Source organism: Fictibacillus nanhaiensis (assembly GCF_023715445.1).
Lineage (GTDB): Bacteria > Bacillota > Bacilli > Bacillales > Fictibacillaceae > Fictibacillus > Fictibacillus nanhaiensis_D.
The window spans coordinates 142,716-162,743 of the sequence record NZ_JAMBOD010000007.1 but is presented as its reverse complement, the minus strand read 5'-3'; the positions used below and the strand labels follow the sequence as shown (position 1 = coordinate 162,743).

At 38.9% G+C, this 20,028-nt stretch carries 16 protein-coding genes and 3 pseudogenes; 3 read left to right on the top strand and 16 right to left on the bottom strand.

Features of this window, described 5'->3' with window-relative positions:
* Nucleotides 1-9 precede the first annotated feature (9 nt).
* Nucleotides 10-451, bottom strand: a pseudogene (locus tag M3196_RS17260) (DUF4385 domain-containing protein).
* Between the two features lie 81 nt (nt 452-532).
* Nucleotides 533-2,845, bottom strand: coding sequence for an RNA polymerase recycling motor HelD (helD, locus tag M3196_RS17255; RefSeq protein ID WP_251323574.1), 2,313 nt, complete (start codon nt 2,843-2,845; stop codon nt 533-535).
* Nucleotides 2,846-3,160: 315 nt separating this feature from the next.
* On the opposite strand from helD, the gene M3196_RS17250 reads away from it, so the two are divergent.
* Nucleotides 3,161-4,027, top strand: coding sequence for a phosphatidylinositol-specific phospholipase C/glycerophosphodiester phosphodiesterase family protein (locus M3196_RS17250; RefSeq protein ID WP_251323573.1), 867 nt, complete (start codon nt 3,161-3,163; stop codon nt 4,025-4,027).
* Between the two features lie 60 nt (nt 4,028-4,087).
* Here the strand turns inward: M3196_RS17250 and M3196_RS17245 are convergent, their stop codons facing one another.
* From M3196_RS17245 to M3196_RS17205, 9 genes and pseudogenes are all read right to left on the bottom strand, one after another.
* A complete protein-coding gene (locus M3196_RS17245) occupies nt 4,088-4,561 on the bottom strand; it encodes a DinB family protein (protein WP_251323572.1) in 474 nt (157 codons plus the stop codon).
* 81 nt (nt 4,562-4,642) lie between these two features.
* Nucleotides 4,643-5,200, bottom strand: a complete 558-nt coding sequence (locus M3196_RS17240; protein ID WP_251323571.1) for an isochorismatase family protein — start codon at nt 5,198-5,200, stop codon at nt 4,643-4,645.
* Complete coding sequence (locus M3196_RS17235) at nt 5,197-6,207, bottom strand: phosphotransferase enzyme family protein (RefSeq protein ID WP_251323570.1); 1,011 nt, start codon at nt 6,205-6,207, stop codon at nt 5,197-5,199. Before M3196_RS17235 ends, M3196_RS17240 begins: the two co-directional genes overlap by 4 nt.
* Nucleotides 6,208-6,502: 295 nt before the next feature.
* Nucleotides 6,503-7,013 (bottom strand): annotated as a pseudogene (locus M3196_RS17230) (DUF1572 family protein).
* A gap of 210 nt (nt 7,014-7,223) precedes the next feature.
* Nucleotides 7,224-7,763, bottom strand: a complete 540-nt coding sequence (locus M3196_RS17225) for a hypothetical protein (RefSeq protein WP_251323569.1) — start codon at nt 7,761-7,763, stop codon at nt 7,224-7,226.
* 187 nt (nt 7,764-7,950) lie between these two features.
* A complete protein-coding gene (locus tag M3196_RS17220) occupies nt 7,951-8,442 on the bottom strand; it encodes a methylated-DNA--[protein]-cysteine S-methyltransferase (RefSeq protein WP_251323568.1) in 492 nt (163 codons plus the stop codon).
* Complete coding sequence (locus tag M3196_RS17215; protein WP_251323567.1) at nt 8,435-9,343, bottom strand: DNA-3-methyladenine glycosylase family protein; 909 nt, start codon at nt 9,341-9,343, stop codon at nt 8,435-8,437. Before M3196_RS17215 ends, M3196_RS17220 begins: the two co-directional genes overlap by 8 nt.
* Nucleotides 9,330-9,920: a bifunctional transcriptional activator/DNA repair enzyme AdaA gene (locus M3196_RS17210; RefSeq protein WP_425311027.1), complete on the bottom strand. Its 591-nt coding sequence runs from the start codon at nt 9,918-9,920 to the stop codon at nt 9,330-9,332. Before M3196_RS17210 ends, M3196_RS17215 begins: the two co-directional genes overlap by 14 nt.
* A 389-nt stretch (nt 9,921-10,309) precedes the next feature.
* Nucleotides 10,310-11,527, bottom strand: a complete 1,218-nt coding sequence (locus M3196_RS17205; protein WP_251323565.1) for an MFS transporter — start codon at nt 11,525-11,527, stop codon at nt 10,310-10,312.
* A 199-nt stretch (nt 11,528-11,726) separates the two neighbouring features.
* Between M3196_RS17205 and M3196_RS17200 the strand changes: the two genes are divergently transcribed.
* On the top strand, nt 11,727-13,823 hold the full coding sequence (locus tag M3196_RS17200) for a DNA topoisomerase III (protein ID WP_251323564.1): 2,097 nt from the start codon (nt 11,727-11,729) through the stop codon (nt 13,821-13,823).
* 49 nt (nt 13,824-13,872) lie between these two features.
* Here M3196_RS17200 and M3196_RS17195 read toward each other — a convergent pair whose 3' ends face one another.
* The 4 genes and pseudogenes from M3196_RS17195 to M3196_RS17180 form a co-directional block, all read right to left on the bottom strand.
* The gene (locus M3196_RS17195) at nt 13,873-14,025 is read right to left on the bottom strand and encodes an excisionase family DNA-binding protein (protein ID WP_251323563.1); all 153 of its coding nucleotides are present in this window, start codon (nt 14,023-14,025) and stop codon (nt 13,873-13,875) included.
* 122 nt (nt 14,026-14,147) lie between these two features.
* Nucleotides 14,148-14,602 (bottom strand): annotated as a pseudogene (gene tnpA, locus M3196_RS17190) (IS200/IS605 family transposase).
* A gap of 222 nt (nt 14,603-14,824) precedes the next feature.
* Nucleotides 14,825-15,415, bottom strand: coding sequence for a guanylate kinase (locus M3196_RS17185; RefSeq protein ID WP_251323562.1), 591 nt, complete (start codon nt 15,413-15,415; stop codon nt 14,825-14,827).
* Between the two features lie 311 nt (nt 15,416-15,726).
* On the bottom strand, nt 15,727-17,475 hold the full coding sequence (locus tag M3196_RS17180; RefSeq protein ID WP_251323561.1) for an alkaline phosphatase D family protein: 1,749 nt from the start codon (nt 17,473-17,475) through the stop codon (nt 15,727-15,729).
* Between the two features lie 314 nt (nt 17,476-17,789).
* Between M3196_RS17180 and M3196_RS17175 the strand changes: the two genes are divergently transcribed.
* A complete protein-coding gene (locus M3196_RS17175) occupies nt 17,790-17,945 on the top strand; it encodes a hypothetical protein (protein ID WP_251323560.1) in 156 nt (51 codons plus the stop codon).
* A 198-nt stretch (nt 17,946-18,143) separates the two neighbouring features.
* Here M3196_RS17175 and M3196_RS17170 read toward each other — a convergent pair whose 3' ends face one another.
* Nucleotides 18,144-19,985: a PAS domain S-box protein gene (locus tag M3196_RS17170; protein WP_251323559.1), complete on the bottom strand. Its 1,842-nt coding sequence runs from the start codon at nt 19,983-19,985 to the stop codon at nt 18,144-18,146.
* Between the last annotated feature and the right edge of the window lie 43 nt (nt 19,986-20,028).

Below are 20,028 nucleotides of genomic sequence, written 5' to 3'. Positions count from 1 at the left end.
AAGAGGTGTTCACCCAAACTCTTTTTGGTGTGCTTTTTTCATTTTCAAGTATTCTTCATCTGTCCTTGCAAGCTTCCACTTTTCAAAGATTGCGGCTGATTTTGCTTTAACAGGATCAATCTGGCGTTTATTTATCTCACCATTCTCTTTGTATTTTCTTCCGCCCTTATAATTCGTATAACGCCTTGCACGCGTATAGCCCATCTGCAGAAACTTTCGAGCCATGTCTGCGCCGACAAAATCTTTCTTCTTTTTGTACTCCAGAAACTGTTCGTAATTTTCTCTGATGAATTTTTTGCTTCTTCAGGTGTCTTAAAGCGCCAATGAGGGAGTATCTCACTTTTATATGGCTCTACAAGAAGAACTCCCTGTTCACCGTGTCCTACTCGATATTTTTCGGGATTCCCAAAAAATTGATATTTTCAAAATCAAGATCATAATCAAAAGGCATAGATTTCCCTCCTCTTTCTTATCGTTACCCTTTTTTCAAAATAAAAAAAATCCGTTGCTCAGAAGACAACGGATTTGCACATTAATTAATTTCGTATAACGTTTTTGGAGCTTCTTTTATAAATGGACATGGTAATCCATCATAGTAGACGGCCAGCTCGTGCATCGCCCGGGTACAAACAGTATAAAACAGTTTACGTTCACGCTCGTCTTGATAGCCGGACGCATTATAGACTGCCACTGCATCAAACTCTATGCCTTTAGCTAAATAGGAAGGTATGACGATGATCCCTTTTTGAAAAGCGGCATCCTCATTAATCATGAGTCTTACATCTATTTTCGAATTTAGCTTTTCATATACCTTTCTGCTCTCTTTTGCAGTCCTGCAGATTACTGCGATTGTTTCATGGCCTTCTTTTACCCACGTATCAATTTGAGTTTCTAACTGCCCTAAAAGTTGAGCTTCCCCTTCTGCCTTTACGACAGTTGGCTTTTCTCCCGGTCTGTTAAAAGGGATAATCGAGCTTCCAACTTTTAAAAGACTTTTCGAAAATTCTACGATTTCTTTTGTCGAACGGTAGCTTCTTGTAAGTGTAATAGTTTCGACATTTTTCTTATTTAATAATTTTTTCAGCATGGAAAATGATTGATCGGAAGCATGTGCATAAATGGATTGGTTTAAATCACCGAGAACGGTTAATCTCGCTCTTGGGAAAATCCGTTGGATAAATGCGAATTGAAATGGCGAAAAATCTTGAGCTTCATCAATAAATACATGCCGTACTGCAGCATTGGTTTGAAAGCCAATCAATAATTCTTTTACATATAAAAAGGGAGTAGCATCTTCATTTGACAGGTGATTCTGCTTAAGATTAAACAGTGTTTGATTACAAATTCGACTCCACAATTCATGGTTGTTCAGCCTTTTGTTGTTCTTCTGAAACAATTTCGCATATAAACTCTTCATATCTAAAAAGGAGAAGTTTTCTATTGAATCACGCAAAGACTTAAAAGCCAACCTTGTTACATAAGCTGAAAGAACCTTTTGCTCACTTTCCAGATCATTAAAAGAGTCATCCCCATATTTACTTCTCTTTTGAAGCTGTTCATAGAGTTTCGTATACACTGACTTATCTAAAAACTGAATTTCCTTCTCAACCCATGGCTTTTTGCGTTCACGTCTTTCCGCTTTCTTTAACTCATATAAGAGCCACTGAGACGTTTGCTTCATCCGATAAGGAATCGTTTCGCGATCGTCCAGAGAATAAAAGTAATCACCGATCTGCTTTGCCCGGATTATTGTTTTATCTCGAAATTTCACATCTAAAAACTGCATTCCTGATTCACCAAGCTTCTCAACATATCGATGAATTGCTTCTAAAAAGTCTGACGATGCTTTAAATTTTATCCCCTCAAGACGTTGTGACTCCCCGCTTCCAGAGAGGATATCTTCCATCTGTTCAAAAGGAGTTTCAACAGAAAATTCTTTAGCTAAATGGTGATCAATGTAGGCTTGAAAAGTAGTTTGCTCCATATTTTCTTCACCAAGCTCAGGAAGCACGTTCGCAACATAGCTGTTGAACATATTGTTGGGTGAAAAAAGGACGATATGATGGGATTGCAAAGTTTCACGATCCCGATATAACAAGTATGCTACACGCTGGAGTGCTGCTGAGGTTTTCCCGCAGCCTGCTGCACCTTGAACAATAAGCAAATCACTATCCGTGTTCCGTATTATTGAATTTTGCTCCTTTTGAATGGTTGCAACAATGCTTTTCATTTGAGTATTTGCCTGATTCCCCAAGACCTGCTGCAGAAGTTCATCCCCAATTGCTTCCCCGGTGTCAAACATGCCTTGTATCCGGCCATTTTTAATAATGAATTGTCTTTTTAAATTTAATTCACCTTTTACAGTTCCCATTGGTGCCCGAAAAGCTGCTTCCCCAAGTGAATGGTCATAATACAAGCTAGAGATCGGTGCTCTCCAATCATGTACTAAAAAATCGCTCTCCTCTTCATCATAATAGGAAGCAATGCCAAGGTAAACTCGTTCCGTATCCCTTTCACCTTGTTCTTTAAAATCAATCCGTCCAAAATAAGGTGATCTTTTCAGTTTTTCATACGTTTTTAATCTGCTTTCCGCTGAAATATGACTGCGTTCGATCTCGGATAAAAGTTCTGATTGCTGTTTTATACTTGCTGCCGTTTCAGCCGCTTCAAAAACGTCGTCTAAGTTCACAGTAACGTCAGACCAAAAGTTCTTTCGAATCTGAACCACATCAGCCAATTTACCGCCTAAATGTTCATGAAGTTTTGAAGTTGCAAGAGAAAGCTTTTCAATCACGTCATCTACTCGTTTTTGTTCATTTTGCTGTTCCCGATTCCAAGTCGTCATCCGATCTCTCCCTACAACAAAATTTTAGGTTGACACACTCTTCCCTTTTGTTATATAATATAATTGGGTATAACTTATACTAATAATTATTAAAAGTGCGTCTTTTTTATAATAGCATAATCTTGTGCAAGAAGTACATATTTTATTACAAAAAAAACAGTGGTGTCCGTTTCTGGAACCACTGTTTTTTTATTGTTAATTTATAAGATAGTGTGTTAAGTTTATAAATCCTTTGTTAACATTACCCCTATTTCCTTTTTCCTCTTTGATTTTGTATTAAGATTAAGCCGAAAACAAAACAGGAGGAAAATAGTGATGAAAAAATGGACTGTCTTTATTTGCATGACCCTCATCTTTTTTACAATGAATTTTACTCCAGCAACGGCGAACGAAAATTCTTCAGTACTTCCGCTTGCAAAAGCACATGCACACAATGATTATGAACACGACAAACCTTTGGCAGATGCTCTAAATCATGGATTTACAAGTGTTGAAGCAGATGTATGGCTCAAAGAGGGTAAGCTTTTAGTTGCTCATGACGAAATTGATGTCCGGTCAGATCGGACATTAGAAACGCTTTATTTAGAGCCTCTTAAAAAAAGAATAATAAACAATCAAGGTTCTGTTTACAAGGAGTATAAAAGTCAGGATTTTCTATTGTGGATTGACATCAAATCAGAAGATATGGCTACTTATAACGCTATCCACGAACAATTGAAAAACTATCAAAACATGCTAACTCGCATTTCAGCAGCAGGTGTCAAACAAGGAGCTGTAACTGTTATTATTTCAGGTAACCGGCCTTATGAATTAATGATGGAACAGCCGATTCGCTATGCCACTTACGATGGAAGAATAAGTGATCTTGGAACTAATGTGTCCAATACCTTTATGCCAGTAATCAGTGATAACTGGACAAAACATTTCACGTGGCAGGGTGTTGGTGAAATGCCTGCATCTGAACGTGATAAACTTCATTCGATTGTAGAAACAGCTCATAATAATGGACAGATGGTACGTTTTTGGGCAACACCTGACGCAGCTCTTCCTAATCGGGAAGCAGTCTGGAAGGAATTAATGGATGCAGGCGTCGACCTGATTAATTCAGATGATCTTTCAGGGCTTCAGCAATTTTTACTTGAACACGACAAAAACCCAACAACTCCGCATATAAAATGGTAAGAAAAAAATCCGTTATCCCAATTGGGTAACGGATTTTTTTAAAATTCTATTTTGTTACTGTTAAGGCTGAACAATAGAAGACTTTTCGATAACACGCTTCATCGCATGCATTTGGCCAAGGTGATACGTTTCATGAAATACAGCAAAATTAACAAGTTCACCAAACGTTGTGAAATCAAAAATTTGCTTTTCTAACTTTTCTTGAAGACGCTCTTTTGGAATTTCTCTAATTCGTGTTATTTGCTCCTTCAACTGTAATTTGAGATCTGCAAGTGCAGGGACTTCTCCTTTCCAATCCGCTGGGCTTGTGCCTCTGTTAAATAACTCAATGTAGTTCATTGGCAGATGAGTTGATTTCTCAGGATATCCGAACATGAAATACTCTGCTGTTAATAGAACATGCCCTACATGCCAGAGAATATTGTTATTGAATCCTTCCGGCTGAATCTTTGCAATTTCTTCATTCATTCCCTCTACATTTTTCAGAAAAAAGCTTCGTGACAATTCAAAGTTCTTAAACGTTAATTCACTCATCCTTACGCCTCCTTAAAATTGTTAAAGCCTATCACTTCACATTATACAGGCTGGAAAAATATCTGACTATGAAAAGTCTATTTACCGGTATTGATCATGAATCGGGCTGAACAAATCTTCGCTCGTGTTCCTGACGACAGAAAAGTGATCAACATTGTAATGTCCGTGCAGAACCTTATTATGATGTTCAATGATTTGATGTGCCTTTAATACTGTTGAATCTGTTGTAGAATGTCCATCACCAACTAACGTCACATCCAGACCATTTACGGTTGCCATTCTAACAGCTGTATCAATGCAATGTTCAGTTTTGCATCCCAAAATCACTGCATGTTTGATCTCCTTCTTCTTTATACTGTTCAGAAGATCCGTGCCATAAAAAGCATTAGTAGCACTTTTATCAAAGATAAGCGCATCCGCAGGTATATTTATCTCTTGATGCACTTCAAATCCTTTTCCCTTTCCTTCTGCAACATCTACATCCCGAATAAAGATGATAGCCGCTTTAGCTTTTATGCCTTTTTCTATCACTGAATTGATGTTTTTTATCAATAAGTCTTTATTAAAAACAGGACTCTCTTTTCCGCTTCCATCAATGAGATCCTGTTGTGCGTCAACAATAATCAAGGCTTGGTTCATGATAACAACTCCTTTTTATCTTTATTCAACTTTTCAAAAGAAGCACGGTAGTTCTCAATCTTCACAACCAGCTTCTTTCGCAGATTCTCCATCCACTCCGGATGCTCAGGAGATTCTAAAATATCAACCGAACGCAGCAATCTCGCAAACATCCTTAGGTCATGAAGTCTCTGAAACATCGGCAGTTGTTCCAGGAGCTGATAATCAAGGCTCGTTTCGCTCACATAACCTTTTATAAACTCAGCAAATAAAGGATTAGACATCTTTTTTCCTTCCAAATCCCGTAATGCATAAGCAATATCGGCAACATACCAATAGTAGGCGCAATCATCGAAATCGAGCATTCCGAGACGATTACCATCCCATCGCAGATTGTCTAATTCAAAATCATAATGAATGAGCCCAAAGTTGTCTTTTGTAACGGGTAAGCTTTCTGCCCATTTTATTAGCGCTGCAAGTTCTTTTTTCGCAGCACTGTCTTGACTTGAAAGCATACACTCCACTTCATTTAAATGATCTCTCCATGTCATCCGATCAACACAAGAAGTCACACCCGTTTTCTTTAATTTTTCATGCAGCTTGCCGAGCGTACTTCCCCATGTAAAAAACTGATGCGACTCAAGCTCTTCCATCTCGTACTGTTTTCCAGACAGGGCTTCGAATACAGAAGCATAATATTCGCCTAGCTCTGTTTCAATTCGTTCCACTTTCTTACCGTTTAATGAAACAACTGGTTTTGAAACACGCAAGGGTATCTCCGCTAACTTGTTTAATAGATTCATCTCTTCTTCAAGTGAAGCTAGATCTTTCTCAGACACTTCATTAAACCTTAGAAAATGGGTTTGTTCATTTCGTTTAAAAATAAATATAAAGTTAGCACTATACCGAAAGGCAAAAACACTGCCTTCATCGTATCCCCATCGCTCAAGGATTTTTTCCGCCAACGGACTACGCCATTCCCCGTCAACCGTGTTCGCTGCTTTTAACATTGTACTCAACTTCATCATTGGTTTTGGCACCTCTTCAAATAGTTTTTTAAGTAAAAACTATTCAATAAGCCAGGTGTCCTGACAATAACAAAAAAGCCAAAGGATAATTTTTGTCCGTTTGGCTTTAACGTTTATTGATCAGAAAAACCTCCTGGAAGTCCTGTGAATCCAGAGCGCCACGATTAAACGTTTATTTTTTATAACCGTTGGGCAAGGACAAGACATGACTGTTCTTATTGAATTTCATTATCATCTTGTCATCACCCCTTTCATTAGATAGCTTTATTATAAACTAATTTTTGGAAAATTGGAATTATTTTTTTCTGGGGATGGTCAATGTTTGCCATTCATCAGATTTTAGCATTTTTGCAATATAGATAATCTGCCCGATATGATAAGAATAGTGGTACATCTGCCGCTCGATGGCGTCCATGACAGAGTGCGCTTCATTCCGGATATAGATCTCTCGAAGCAGATCTTCCTCCGTTAAGCTATTCAAAGCCTCAAAGAACACGCTCCAGCCTTTGTTCCAGACGTTGTACATCTCCTCACGAGTAGAAAAGGTATTTTCAAATTCACCGTCCCGGTTGCGATCTGGTTTCTCACCATCACTTTCAAAAAAAGTCTGTCCATCTCGAAATCATATTCCCGCTCAAGTGTTTGACAATCACAGCAATACTGTTGGAATCATCGTTGGGATACCAAAACAAGTGTTCTTCACTAAGGTGTTCAAACGTCCTCTCTGCATACTTTTTCGCATCGGAAAAACGGCACTTCACAGAACGCAAATACTCAGATGAGACATCAGTTTTAGCAAGACTCATGAAACACATCTCCTTTACGAATAGAATATCTTATCTATTCTCTATGCGAATTTGAAAATCCTATGAAACCGTGTCAAACCTCATCATTTATTTGGCAATGGCATGATGATCTTCATTTCTTTCTGCTCTTATTTGTACCATGGGAAGGATCAACCTCCTTTAAATAGAAAAACTGCTCCCTCTTTTGAGACAGCAGTTCAATTACTTCTATTATTGTAGTTCGTTGATGAATTTTCCAGGAATTAATTTTAAGTCTTCATGAATTGTGTTTAATTTTTCTTCAAAAGCTGTAAATAACTCGTCAGCTTCTGCTGCTTTTGCTTCGTCTTCTAAGCCGGCAACTTTAGCTTCATATGACTTCTTTAGTTCTTCTAATGCAGCTTTAACCGTTGTTTGATTCTCTTCAGATAAGTCAGTTGGAACTTCAACAGATGGGATTTCAGCTACCGCTTTTTCTCCAGCTGCTTTCGCATCAGCTTTTAGCGTATCAAGCTCTTCTTTCGGAAGTGCTTCTTCACCTTCTTTTGCCGCACCTGCAGCATAAGCGTTGAATGCAGCATGATACTGACGAAGCTGCTGCATAAGTTCACCTTCAAAGTTTAGAAGAGTGATTTTTTCTGTATTAGCACTTTCTTTTTTCTCTGTAGCTGCTGCTGGTTTTGCTTCTTCTTTCGGCTTTTCTTCTTCCTTGCTGCAACCTACGCTTAGCGCAAGTACGGCAGCTGCTGTTACTGCTAAGAAGTTTTTCATTGAGAATGCCCCCTATATCTATATTTCTATTTTTTGGAACTTTCTCATTTTAATACTTTTTCTTAATATTGTAAATTAAAATGATTCGACTTTTTTAAAAGAATTTGAAATTAATCCTTAAGCCTTAATATGATTGAATTATCCGATTATTTTAAATAATCTTGAATTATTGATAAAAGTTTTATCACTATAATATATAATTCATTTTCTTGAATTTTCTTTCGTGATTCAAGAGCCACTCTTTTCTCCAAAGACCTCCGGCATAACCTGTTAAACTTCCGTTTGTTCCTATAATTCTATGACAAGGTATTACAATGCTTAGTGTATTTTTGCCATTCGCATTCCCTACAGCCCTCACTGCTTTCTCTTTTTTAAGAGAGTTGGCAATATCACGGTATGAGGCAGTCTCGGCATATTGAATCTGAACAAGCGCATTCCATACGGTTTGTTGAAACGAAGTCCCTCTTATTTCATAGGGAAAGGTAAATACCCTGCGCTCCCCTTTAAAATATTGCTGAAGCTGTTTATAGCAATCTCGTAAAATCTCTGGCAATTCAGACTGATGTTCAACCGGTAAATCTCTATTGACAAACATTATGGAAAGAATAGATTTCTCGCTGCTTATAATCTCAATGACCCCAATCGGCGAATGATAGTCTAGCATGTAGTGTTTACTCATACAACGACCTCCAAAGATAAAAAGTGGCATATGCTTCCCAGCCGCTCCAGTTTTTCGCAGCTTCTCTAATTTCATCTAGTTTCGGTTTGGTTTCCAGATTCAACTGCTTTTTTATCGCATTATGAAGGCCCACATCTGCAACTGGGAATGCAGATGCCTCCAGTAAACATTTCATCATAACGTAATCTGCCGTCCATGCTCCAACACCTTTTATAGATAAAAGTGCTTGGTGCTGCTTCACCGGTTCTCGTAAATCGATCAAACTGTCTTTTGATAACCGGCCAGTAGCTATTTCTTTTGCTACTCCAAGTACATACTCTGCTTTACGGCTTGTAAACTGCAGATTTCTCAAATCTTCTAACTCAAGTTCAGCAATCGTTTCAGGATTTGGATACAGCCAATATGATCTCCCCTCGTAATCTCGTTTTTCTCCAAAGTGTTCGACAAACCGTTTTTTTAGCGTGTAGGCAAATTTCAAATTGATCTGCTGCCCCATGATTGCCCATGTGAGTGCTTCAAACAAGTCTGGAATTCCGATCATACGCAAGCCATAATACCTGTCGGCTAAAGGCTGTAAAATCACATCTCTAGATGCCACATCATAAAAATTCAAGAGGTCTTTCTTAAGGTCAAACCAATCAATTATAAAATCCGCTGCTTCCTTTTTACTTTTTCCCGATGGTTCACCAAGAGGAAACTCGACGATAAGTCTATGATTTTTGCTTGTGATTTTTAACAGAACCTGTTCACCATTTACTTTTACTAGTTTCATAAGCCGCTGATCCTGAATATCATGCAGTACTTCTAAATCAGATCTTCCCAGGAATATAAGGCATTCTTTAAAGCAGAACGCTTCAGGAGGACATATTTCAATATAAGTCCCATTATCAATCCATTGCATCACATGACTCCTTTATCCCAGCTGAATCACGGTAATCACCTGGCGAACAATTTTTCACACGCCGAAATGCTTTGTAAAAATTAGAAGGACTTTGAAATCCGGATTCATAACATATTTCTAGATTTGTTCTTTTCGTGTTTCTTAAAAGATAGCCTGCCTTATCAATGCGGATCTTCTCCAAATATTCACGCGGCGTTTCATTCATTTCTTCTTTGAATAGCCGCTCCAGATAAAACGCACTGACACCCACATGATCAGCAATATCCTGTAACACAATTCTTTTGTTAAGATGGTTCAACAAATACCCGGTCGTTTTTCGTACCAAATCGATCTGGGGGCAGTGTTCGATATCCGGCTGACACCTTTTACAGGCTCGGTAACCGGCCTCTATACATTCTGGGATCGTCTCATAAAACTCCACGTTGACCTTTTTGGGCTTGCGGGATCTGCATGAAGGCCGGCAAAAAATCTTTGTCGTTTTAACAGCTGTATAAAACAACCCGTCATAAGACCTGTCGCATTCCATGATCTTATCCCACATTTCATCAAACGATATATTTACGTTTTCCACCTTCATCCCTCCACCGTTATATTCTCGTCTCTATTTTATCAATCTAAAACAAGGAAATCGTCCTCAATCTTGCTGTTATGGTCGAAAGTAGCTTATTTGACCTTTCGTTAATAATAAGTAAGGGCTTTACGGTACGTGTTCTTTTAATTATTACACGTTCGCTCAAGAATAGTGAGTTTTCGCTCCATCGGCTGCTCGTTTCGCTCAAACATTCTGAGTTTCGCTCAACCTGCATGGAGTTTCGCTCAAACCATTGCGAGTTTCGCTCAATCTTATGGAGTTTGGGGCAATCCAGCGCGAGTTTCGCATAAAGGTCTCTCATCTTTACTTCTAATAAAGAAAAACTGACACCAAAAGAACCTATTTCACGTCCTTTCGGGTCAGCTTTTGAAGATTTATTTTGTTACAAAAACGGGTCCCTTTTTATTCCGGTTACCTTTTCCCATATATTGAAGAAGAATGACAGATGCGATAATAAAGGATGTTAAACCAAATCCGATAACCATGTTAAAGAATCCAATCGTATCCAGGAATAGCCCAGTTAAAAGCATTAATGCCTGGAAGATGATATTATCGACCATCCCTTTTATCGAGAAGAATCTTCCATGGTAGTCAGATGGAACATCCGTCTGGAAGATCGTCGTAACTACCGGAAAAAGTGTTCCTGCAGCGAGACCAAACAGTCCGAATGAAAGTATAGACATGATCGGATGATCTGCTAAATACAAGGATGTGTGTGCTGTCGCAATAATAAACGTAATCGCAAACATATAGGAGAGCTTTGGGTTATCACGGAAAAATTTCTTCGATAAAAAGGTTCCTATAAACACACAAACTCCTTCAGTCGTATAAAGAATGCCTTTTATCCCCGGATTGTCCTGCAGGTCACTGATTTCAATAACCATCAAATTGAAGCCCGATAGAAATAAATAAGCAGGAATCAATAAAAAGATTCCATAAACCACTTTCGGCTGCTTCTTCACGATTGGGTACAGTTCACCAAGTGTTCTGAAGAAGTTATCCTTTTTATCTGATTTTTTGACTTCTTTCGGTTTTTCCTCCACATCCAAGAAGAATGTTGAGATTAACAGGATAATATAAGAAACCAATGTAACCGTATATAAAGCAAAAAGTGACATCCCGACAAGCATCACCCCGCCGAGTGCAGTTCCGACAATCCTTGAAGCAGTAAATATATTCATGTTCACGCCGTTCGCATCTAAAAGCTCTTCTTTTTTCACGATTAATGGAAGCATCGTTTGCATAGCAGGCTGTGAAAAAGTTCCTGAAATACCTATTACAAGTGTATAGACAACCATCCACCATACGTTGTTGGAGGCTATAGCCAAATACATAAAAAAGATAGCGACACATCTGGCAAACCCAGCATAGATCAGGATTTTTTTCTTATTGCTTCGATCAATGATCCTTCCAGCCATTGGTGCCAAAAATATCCCTACAAGAAAACCAGCTAGAATAATAAGCGCTTGCAAAAAGGATGACTCCACATTCTTTTGCAAAAACTCAAGATTGCCGATAATTCCTACCCACAAACCTGTACTCGAAACAGCTAGACCAAACATTAAAATTAAAAAATTCCGGTTTCTCCACATGTTCTCTTTCCCCTCTCAGCCCCACCGAAATTATGTATTTCAGCCTTTTTACATGTAAAAAAATTACTCAACAAGGTTAAGTATCTCTTGTTATAGTATACCAGTATTTTGAAATATCGTCGTAATAAATTACACTCATTTCTTCCCTCTTTTATACTCTGTTATAATGACTAAAGTAGATTGCCGAAAGGGGTACGTTATGAAACAACTGATTCTTGCTGAAAAGCCGAGCGTGGCACGTGATCTTGCCCGTGTACTAGGCTGTAAGCAACAAAATAAAAGCTTTATCGAAGGTCCGAAGCACATTGTGACATGGGCGCTCGGCCACCTTGTAGAGTTAAAAATGCCAGAAGACTATGATAAGCAATATAAGCAGTGGCGCTTAGAAGACTTGCCAATCATACCTAAATATATGGGGCTGAAGGTGATCCGGCAGGTTAGTCATCAATTCCGCGCTATTGAACAGCTTACTAAAAGGAAAGATTTAAGTGAACTCGTTATCGCAACCGATGCAGGGCGTGAAGGGGAGCTAGTTGCCCGCTGGATCATGGAAAAAGTGAGATGGCAAAAACCCGTAAAGCGCCTTTGGATATCATCGCAGACAGATAAAGCGATTCGTGATGGATTCAACCAGTTAAAGCCCGCTAAGCAATATGACAACTTGTATCAATCCGCGGTCTGCCGATCTGAAGCAGATTGGCTGATCGGGCTTAACGTAACGCGAGCTCTTACTACTAAATACAATGATCCGCTTTCAGCCGGACGTGTACAAACCCCAACTCTTGCTATGATTTTAGAGCGAGAACAAGAGATCAATTCGTTTCAGCCAAAAGACTATTGGACAATTGATGCAAACGTCGGATTATTGAAAGCTTCCTGGGAACAAAACGGGGAAAAACGGCTTTTTGACGAGCGAAAGGCAAATGAGATAATGAATAAAGTGAAGGGTCAGACTGCAACAGTCGAGTCTCTGCAAAAGAAAGAAAAAACAGAAGCTCACCCAATGCCTTATGACCTTACTGAACTGCAGCGTGATGCGAACCGCCGTTTTGGTTTCTCGGCTAAGAAGACATCTTCCGTACTGCAGAAACTTTATGAACAATACAAGCTTGTTACGTACCCACGAACAGATTCACGTTATTTGACGATGGATATGGAGAATACCATGTATGACCGCCTCCAAGGGATGTCTGCTGGATATCGTGACGAAGTGCAGCCTCTTTTGAAGCAAAAAGGAAAAGTGGTTGCGAAAAAAGTGTTTAACGACACAAAAGTTACTGATCACCATGCGATCATTCCGACAGATGAACCGCTGCATCTCGGTGATCTCGACAACGACGAACGTAAATTGTATGATCTGATCGCACGAAGATTCTTAGCTCTTTTCTATCCAGCTTACAAATCAGAGACATTAACAGCCACATTAAAAATTGGAAACGATACATTTGTTGCACGTGAAACATTAGTAATTGATCCCGGTTTTAAAGTGTTATCTGGAAAAGAAGAAGAAAGTCCGAGAGCATTAGCCAGCTTAAAAGAAGGTCAAACACTATCGGTTAAAGACGTAAACCTGGAGAAAAAGCTGACAGAACCACCTGCCCGTTTTACAGAAGCCGATCTTCTTTCTCGAATGGAAAAATACAGCTTGGGAACTCCGGCAACACGGGCAGATATAATAGAGCGTTTGCTTGGATCAGAAGTTCTGGATCGAAAAAACAACAAACTGCACCCCACACCAAAGGGAAAACAGCTGATCGATTTAGTTAATGATGAGTTAAAGTCTCCTGAACTTACGGCTAAATGGGAACAGGAACTTGAAGCGATCGCACGTGGAAAAGGAAACCCTAAAGAGTTCTTAGAGAACATTCGCAAGCAAACGAAGCAGCTTGTGTTGGAAATCAAAACAAGCTCTCAGGAATATCGTGCACACAACTTAACCGGTTCTAAGTGTCCTGATTGCGGAAAGCTGTTAAAAGAAGTCAAAGGCCGTGATGGCAAAGTGCTCGTATGTTCGGACCGTGAATGCTCTTACCGCCGTCGTAAAGATCCGAAGCTTTCTAACCGCCGCTGCCCGCAGTGTAAGAAAAAGATGGAATTACACAATGGAAAAGCAGGCACGTACTTTCAGTGCAAGCCTTGCAACGTGGTTGAAAAAGCGGATGAAATGAAAAAGAAAGTCACCAAACGTGAAGAACGCCAGCTAATGAAAAAATACAGTGCCAACAACAAAGAGGATGAAGGCTTTGGAAACAGTTTAGCTGATGCGTTGAAAGCTGCTATGAAGGATAAAAAATAAAAGGAAATGCAAAAGGAGAACGCGTTTAGATACGTTCTCCTTTTTTAAGTTATTCTATAAATTCTCCAAGATCTGACTTTTTCACTCGCCAATGTCTTCCAATCTTAAAAGCAGGGATTTTCCTTTCATGTATTTTAATCGTAAAATAAACTAACAAAGAGTTAATGATGACATTGTTTAGTATAAAGAAAATAAAAACCACCCGTGAGAACGGGTGGTTTTCTCTGCGGCTGGAAGCCTTTGTTACTGGCCATGCCCTAAAGGGCCTCGGAAGGGTTCGCCAGGTGCACTACTTCTACGGGCCAGACCTCAAAGGCCTCCTGGTTACTTCCGTTGTTTTTTCTTTACCTCTTCGCCTGTGAATGGATCAATATATTCCATCATGCTTATTTGTTCTGCGACTACATCATCTTGAATTTGATTTCGAATATATTCTTCTATCACTTTTTTGTTTCTGCCTACTGTATCTACGTAACAGGTACACCAAAATTTTCGGTTCCCATATCGATATTTTAGGTTGGCGTGCCGATTAAAAATCATTAAACAAATGCAGATACACTTAGTTTCGGTGGTATGCTCACTAACATATGTACATGATCTCGACACACTGTAGCTTCAATGATTTCTACACCTTTTCTCTCACACAGTGTCCGTTATATTTCTCCAATGTCTTTCTTAATCTTTCCATATATCACTTGTCTTCTTTACTTAGGTGCGAATACGATATGATACTTACAATTCCATTTTGTGTGTGCTAAACTATTTATGTCTTTTGACAATGAAAACTCCTCCGATGCTGGAATATTGGTTGGCGAACCAAAATTATTTTAGCATCTCGGAAGAGTTTTTTTTAATACCTCGCTGTAAGCTTTTTGGAACCCTAGGCCTAGCCTAGGGTTTTCAATTCTTAAGAATAAAGTTCACTTTTAGATTTAAAAGTGAACTCATTTTTCTACAGTTATTTCTTTTATCCTTAATGGAAGTAAACAAAACGAGTTATTTTAATACTCTGATACAATATAGTCCCTGCCTAAGTATGATTCAATCACTTCACTTATTTGAAAAGAAACTTGTGGTAAATCATAATTTTCAAAGGCATGTTCACATCTATTTTTATATTTCATTATGTCCTCATAGTGGGCCATATGGCGTCGTATGTCTGCTTCATCATCTTGTCGTTCTTGTTGCCTTTTGATGACAGTATCACGATTAGCGTAGATAAAAATGCGAATCACAAGATCGCCATACATCTGTTTCAACTTTTCAGCACCTTCCGGATTCATAGCAAAATATACAAAAGTATGTTCTTTAAACGTCTCTACTATATCTATCTCGCGAATTCCATAATAATATCCATCAATTTCTACACTTTCAAGAAATTCTTGTTGTTGAAGCATTTTTTGGAAGGTTTCATCATTAACAAAGTGGTAGTCTTCACCGTTGGTTTCATAATGTCGTTGAGGTCGTGTGGTATAAGAGATAACCGTTTCCATATCGAAGGCAGTTGCAACCATCTTTGCGAGCGTTTTTCGTCCCGAGCCATCCGGTCCTGTATAAATGAATATCCTTTCTTTTTCTTTTAATTGATACATAAAAAAACCTCCCTTTATTTTTAATCAAAGTTCTTAATTAACTTAAAACCTTAAGTTCTTTTTACAAAACGATGGGGAAAGGTTTAATAATTTCAAAATAACATTTTCATTTTATATTATATTGAATATTCAGATAATTATAATTCAAATGTTGTTAAGTATCAACTTTTTAATCCTTTATTTTTTGAAAGATAAAAATAAAGGGATAAGGATTCTTCCTAAACACGAACTCCACTCTAGATGAAACTTGCCAACCAACAATCAAAAAAAGTTGACTCATGATTATTCCATTTGAGTCAACTTTCTTAAAACTATCGGATAATTTGTAAGTTCTTCTTCATCTGCTTCTCATGCGCTTTTCCATGTGCCCGGTTGCGGTCTTCTTCTACTTCTGGTGAAATCTTTACACCTGCTGGAAGGATGTTTGAAGAAACTTGCTTCAAGCCTGTTTGATCCTTTTGATAGACAAAGGATGCACGCGTTGAGATAGGAGCTCCAGGAGATGTCACAAAAGGCAATACACGATAGTCTGTGCGCCACTCTTCTGGTGTTACTGTACAACGCACATATCCGCGATAATCGTTAAAGAATTTGATGTGCGGATTTAATCCTAAAATTTTATCTGTATCTGCACGCTTGTCCGCACCATTTCCTCCAGAAGTAATGGAAGTTCCAACGAATTCTGCTCCGATCACTTTTGAAGCCGGGTCATCATAGTTCGCTTTTAAATCGCATGCCCAGCTAGCATGAACATCCCCGGTTAAGACGATGATATTATTCAAATCCTCAGATTGGACATAATCCGTGATGCGCTGACGTGATGCCGGATAACCATCCCAGGAATCCATGCTGTAGCGAGGTGCAGTACTTGTCCCATAGTTGCGCTGTGCAAAGAACACTTGCTGCGCGAGAACGTTCCAGTGTGTTTTTGATTTTTCCAGATTGCGAAGCAGCCAGTCTTCCTGTTCTTGCCCAGTCAGCGTTCGGTTCGGATCCATCGACTCCTCTGATGGAGGTTTGCTTCCGTCACCATTCGCCTGGTCGTCACGATATTGCCTGGTATCCATGACATTGAATGTTGCCAGATTTCCATAGGTAAAATCACGGTATAACAGCATATCTGCTCCATGCGGTAGAGAAGATCGGCGTAGAGGCATGTGCTCGTAATAAGCTTGATAAGCAGCGGCACGGCGTTTTACGAAAGCTTCAACGGACTGGCCTTTTTCAGGAATCATGTTCGCATAGTTGTTTTCCACTTCATGGTCATCCCAAGTTACCACCCAAGGGAAAGCTGCATGTGCGGCTTTTAGGTCAGCGTCCGAACGGTATTGCGCATGGCGGTTACGGTAATCTTCTAATGTCATGATTTCCGGCCCGCTGTGTACACGAACATTTCCGGAAGGAGATACATATTCGTTTGGACCATATTCATAAATATAATCACCGAGGTGAATGACAAGATCGAGGTCCTCGTCTGCCATGTGCTGATATGCCGTATAATATCCATGTTCGTACTGCTGGCAGGAAGCAAATGCAAAGGTCATGCTCGAAACGTCTGCCCCCTTATTAGGAAGTGTCTTCGTTTTTCCTATCGGACTGTTTTCATTCCCGCTTTTAAAACGATAGTAGTAGATTTTATTCGGTTGTAATCCTTCTACTTCCACATGAACGGAATGGGCTAAGTTTGGATGTGCTAGTTCTGTTCCGTGTTTGATAACCTTTTTGAAATCCTCATCTGTTGCCAACTCCCATTTAACAGGGACAGCCTGATTCGGCATCCCTCCGCCATTAAGCGGATCTGGTGCCAGCCTTGTCCATAGCACTACACTATCTGATAAAGGATCACCAGATGCAACGCCTAGTGTAAAAGGATAACTGCCAAAACGGGGAGCTGCATTTACTTCAAATGCTCCGATCGATTGAGCAATCGACAGTCCTAAAGATAGTCCAGCAATTTTTCCGGCACCTGCCAAAAACTTCCGGCGGTCCAGTTTCTTCTTTTCAAATGTGTCTTCAGATAATTTTTTAATCCATTCGTCCATTGGTCTTTCATCTTTCATGATGGTTCCCCTTTCAAAATGAATTTTTAAACACCACCCATTATAAAGACTGTTTGTTAAGAAACTATTTCCAATGTAAATCGTAAAAAATATGAGATAAGAGAATGCTGGGTCCTTTTGATTACGCCTATTATAGGTCCACATATAAAAAATAATTAATCTCCATGAAATTACGTTTGCTCACAGAAACGCAACACCACTTTTGGCTTATTTTAATTAATAATTCCTTTAAACAAAGTATAAAAGCTAGAGAAATAATCTATCAGTAATTGGTATAATTAGTTATAAACCTTACAAAGGAAAGGCGGCCAAAGATGGCTTTCAAGCGAAGAAAAAAACGAAAAGAGCAGCATAAGCCTTACACGTGGTTTGATTTTGTGTGTGATGTATTCTTTTTTGTTCCAGAGTTGCTAGTGGGCTTGATCAAGGTGCTTGGAAGAGGCATCTGGAGATTGTTTGACGGTGTATAAAATAACTGTGAGGTGTAACTTACATAAACTCTATGAAACTGAAAACTTTGATGAAAAGTATTTCGCAGATCTTACTGTAAACCTTAAAAGGATAGATAAAGAATTTTCTGCAGAATCGAGTGAAGAAAGCAGATTGGTACATGCATGCGGAATAAATGCTATATAAAAACATAAAAGCTGACTAACCAAAATGATTGGTTACACCAGCTTTTTATTATTTATACTCTTCTTAAGGGTTACCGCTACAGTCGTTCCCTGTCCAGGGATGCTTTCTACTTTTAAGCTTCCTTGATGATCAGTAATGATTTTATTACTAATGGTTAGACCGAGTCCGATGCCTTTTTCTTTATTCGTAAAAAATGGAACACCAATGCTTTTCAAGCGTTCTTCTTCAATACCGATCCCAGTATCAGAAAAAATCAGCTTAACTGTTCCATCTTTCTCTTCTTCAATACCTACCGTAAAAATTCCGCCATTACTCATCGCTTCAATTGCATTTTTAAAAATGTTAATAAACACTTGTTTTATTTGATTTTTTTCACACGAAACAAACAAATCCTTTTCTTTAAATAACAGGCGGATTTCAACATTATACAGGTTAGCTTCTGTTGAAAGCAGCATGACCGTATCTTGCAGAAGCTGAACTAAGTTAACCTCTTTCTCATATTGCAGAGCATCTGGTTTTGCCAAAGCCATAAATTCATTTACGATATGTTCAATCCGGTTCAGTTCTTCATATATGACTTCGTGATAAAAGTTCTGTTTCTCTTTTTCAATCTCACTGTTTTTTAATAAACTGAATAGTCCTTTGATAGATGTCAGTGGATTGCGAATCTCATGTGCTACACCTGCAGCAAGCTCTCCTAATACAGCGAGTTTTTCACTGTTACGCATAAACTCCTCTGCTTTTTTCTTTTCTGTTATATCTCTTGAAATAAAAACTAAGCCTTCAATTTTCCCGTTTTCCGATAGCAGAGGCATCCCTTTTCCTTCAAGCAGAACACTATGACCTAAAGCATGTATTTTACGGTAGACCAGCAGCTCGGTGTTTTCGGCAACAGAAAGGTGTTGTATATATTGTTGTACAGAATCATGATCATCATTATGAATAAACTTAAAAGCATCTTGCCCAAGCAATGTTTGCGGATTAACTCCTAAAATATCTTGATAAGAAAGAGAGGCAAATAAATATTTCCCTTCAGGATCTACTAAACAAATAAGGTCATTGCTATGTTCGAGGATAATACGGTGTGTGTATTCACTTTTCTTCAAAGCAAACTCTGCTTCTTTGCGCTTTGTGATATCCCGAGATGCAACTACTGCATAACGAATCGAGTTTTCTTCATTTACAGGTGTTCCCTGTGACTCGAGCCAGATATAGGAGCCATCCCTTTTCATATATCGGTATACAACGGTTAAAGGAATTTGTTCTTTAATCATTTTCATAAATTCATAAATGACATAAGTCTGGTCATCAGGATGAACCAATGTAAATGGTGTTGTTCCAATCGCTTGCGCCTGAGAGTGGCCGGTAACCCATTCATAAGAAGGAGTCAGATAAGTAAATACTCCTCTATCATTTACCAGCCCGATGATATCGATCATATTTTCGGTAATAAGCTTCAAATGATTGATCGTTTCTTTTTTCTCAAGCTTTTGTTTCGTGATATCCCGGATAATAATTTGTGTAGCATTAGATGAAAACATGAGCGGGAATCCAATCACTTCTAAGATAATACGGTTTCCTTTTTGAGTAATCCAGGTCTGTTCGCTAGGCACCGGTGCAATGCCGTCGTTGCAAGACTGAATTCTTTCTTCGACTAAACCATGAATTTCTGATGGGATGTTGTCCCAGATTGGTTTACCGATGATGTCTTCTTCCGCTTCAAGAATCTTTCTCGCTGCCGGATTAACATAAATCCACTTATGGTCTTCCTGGATTAGAAAAGGAGTCTCAGAATGCTCAAACTTTTTAACATATCTCTTAATTTGACTGATAAATATATCGGCTGCTATTGGATGACCATCCGGAATTCTCATATCCACCCTCCATCACAAAACGTCTGTTCCAAGAGACGTTTTT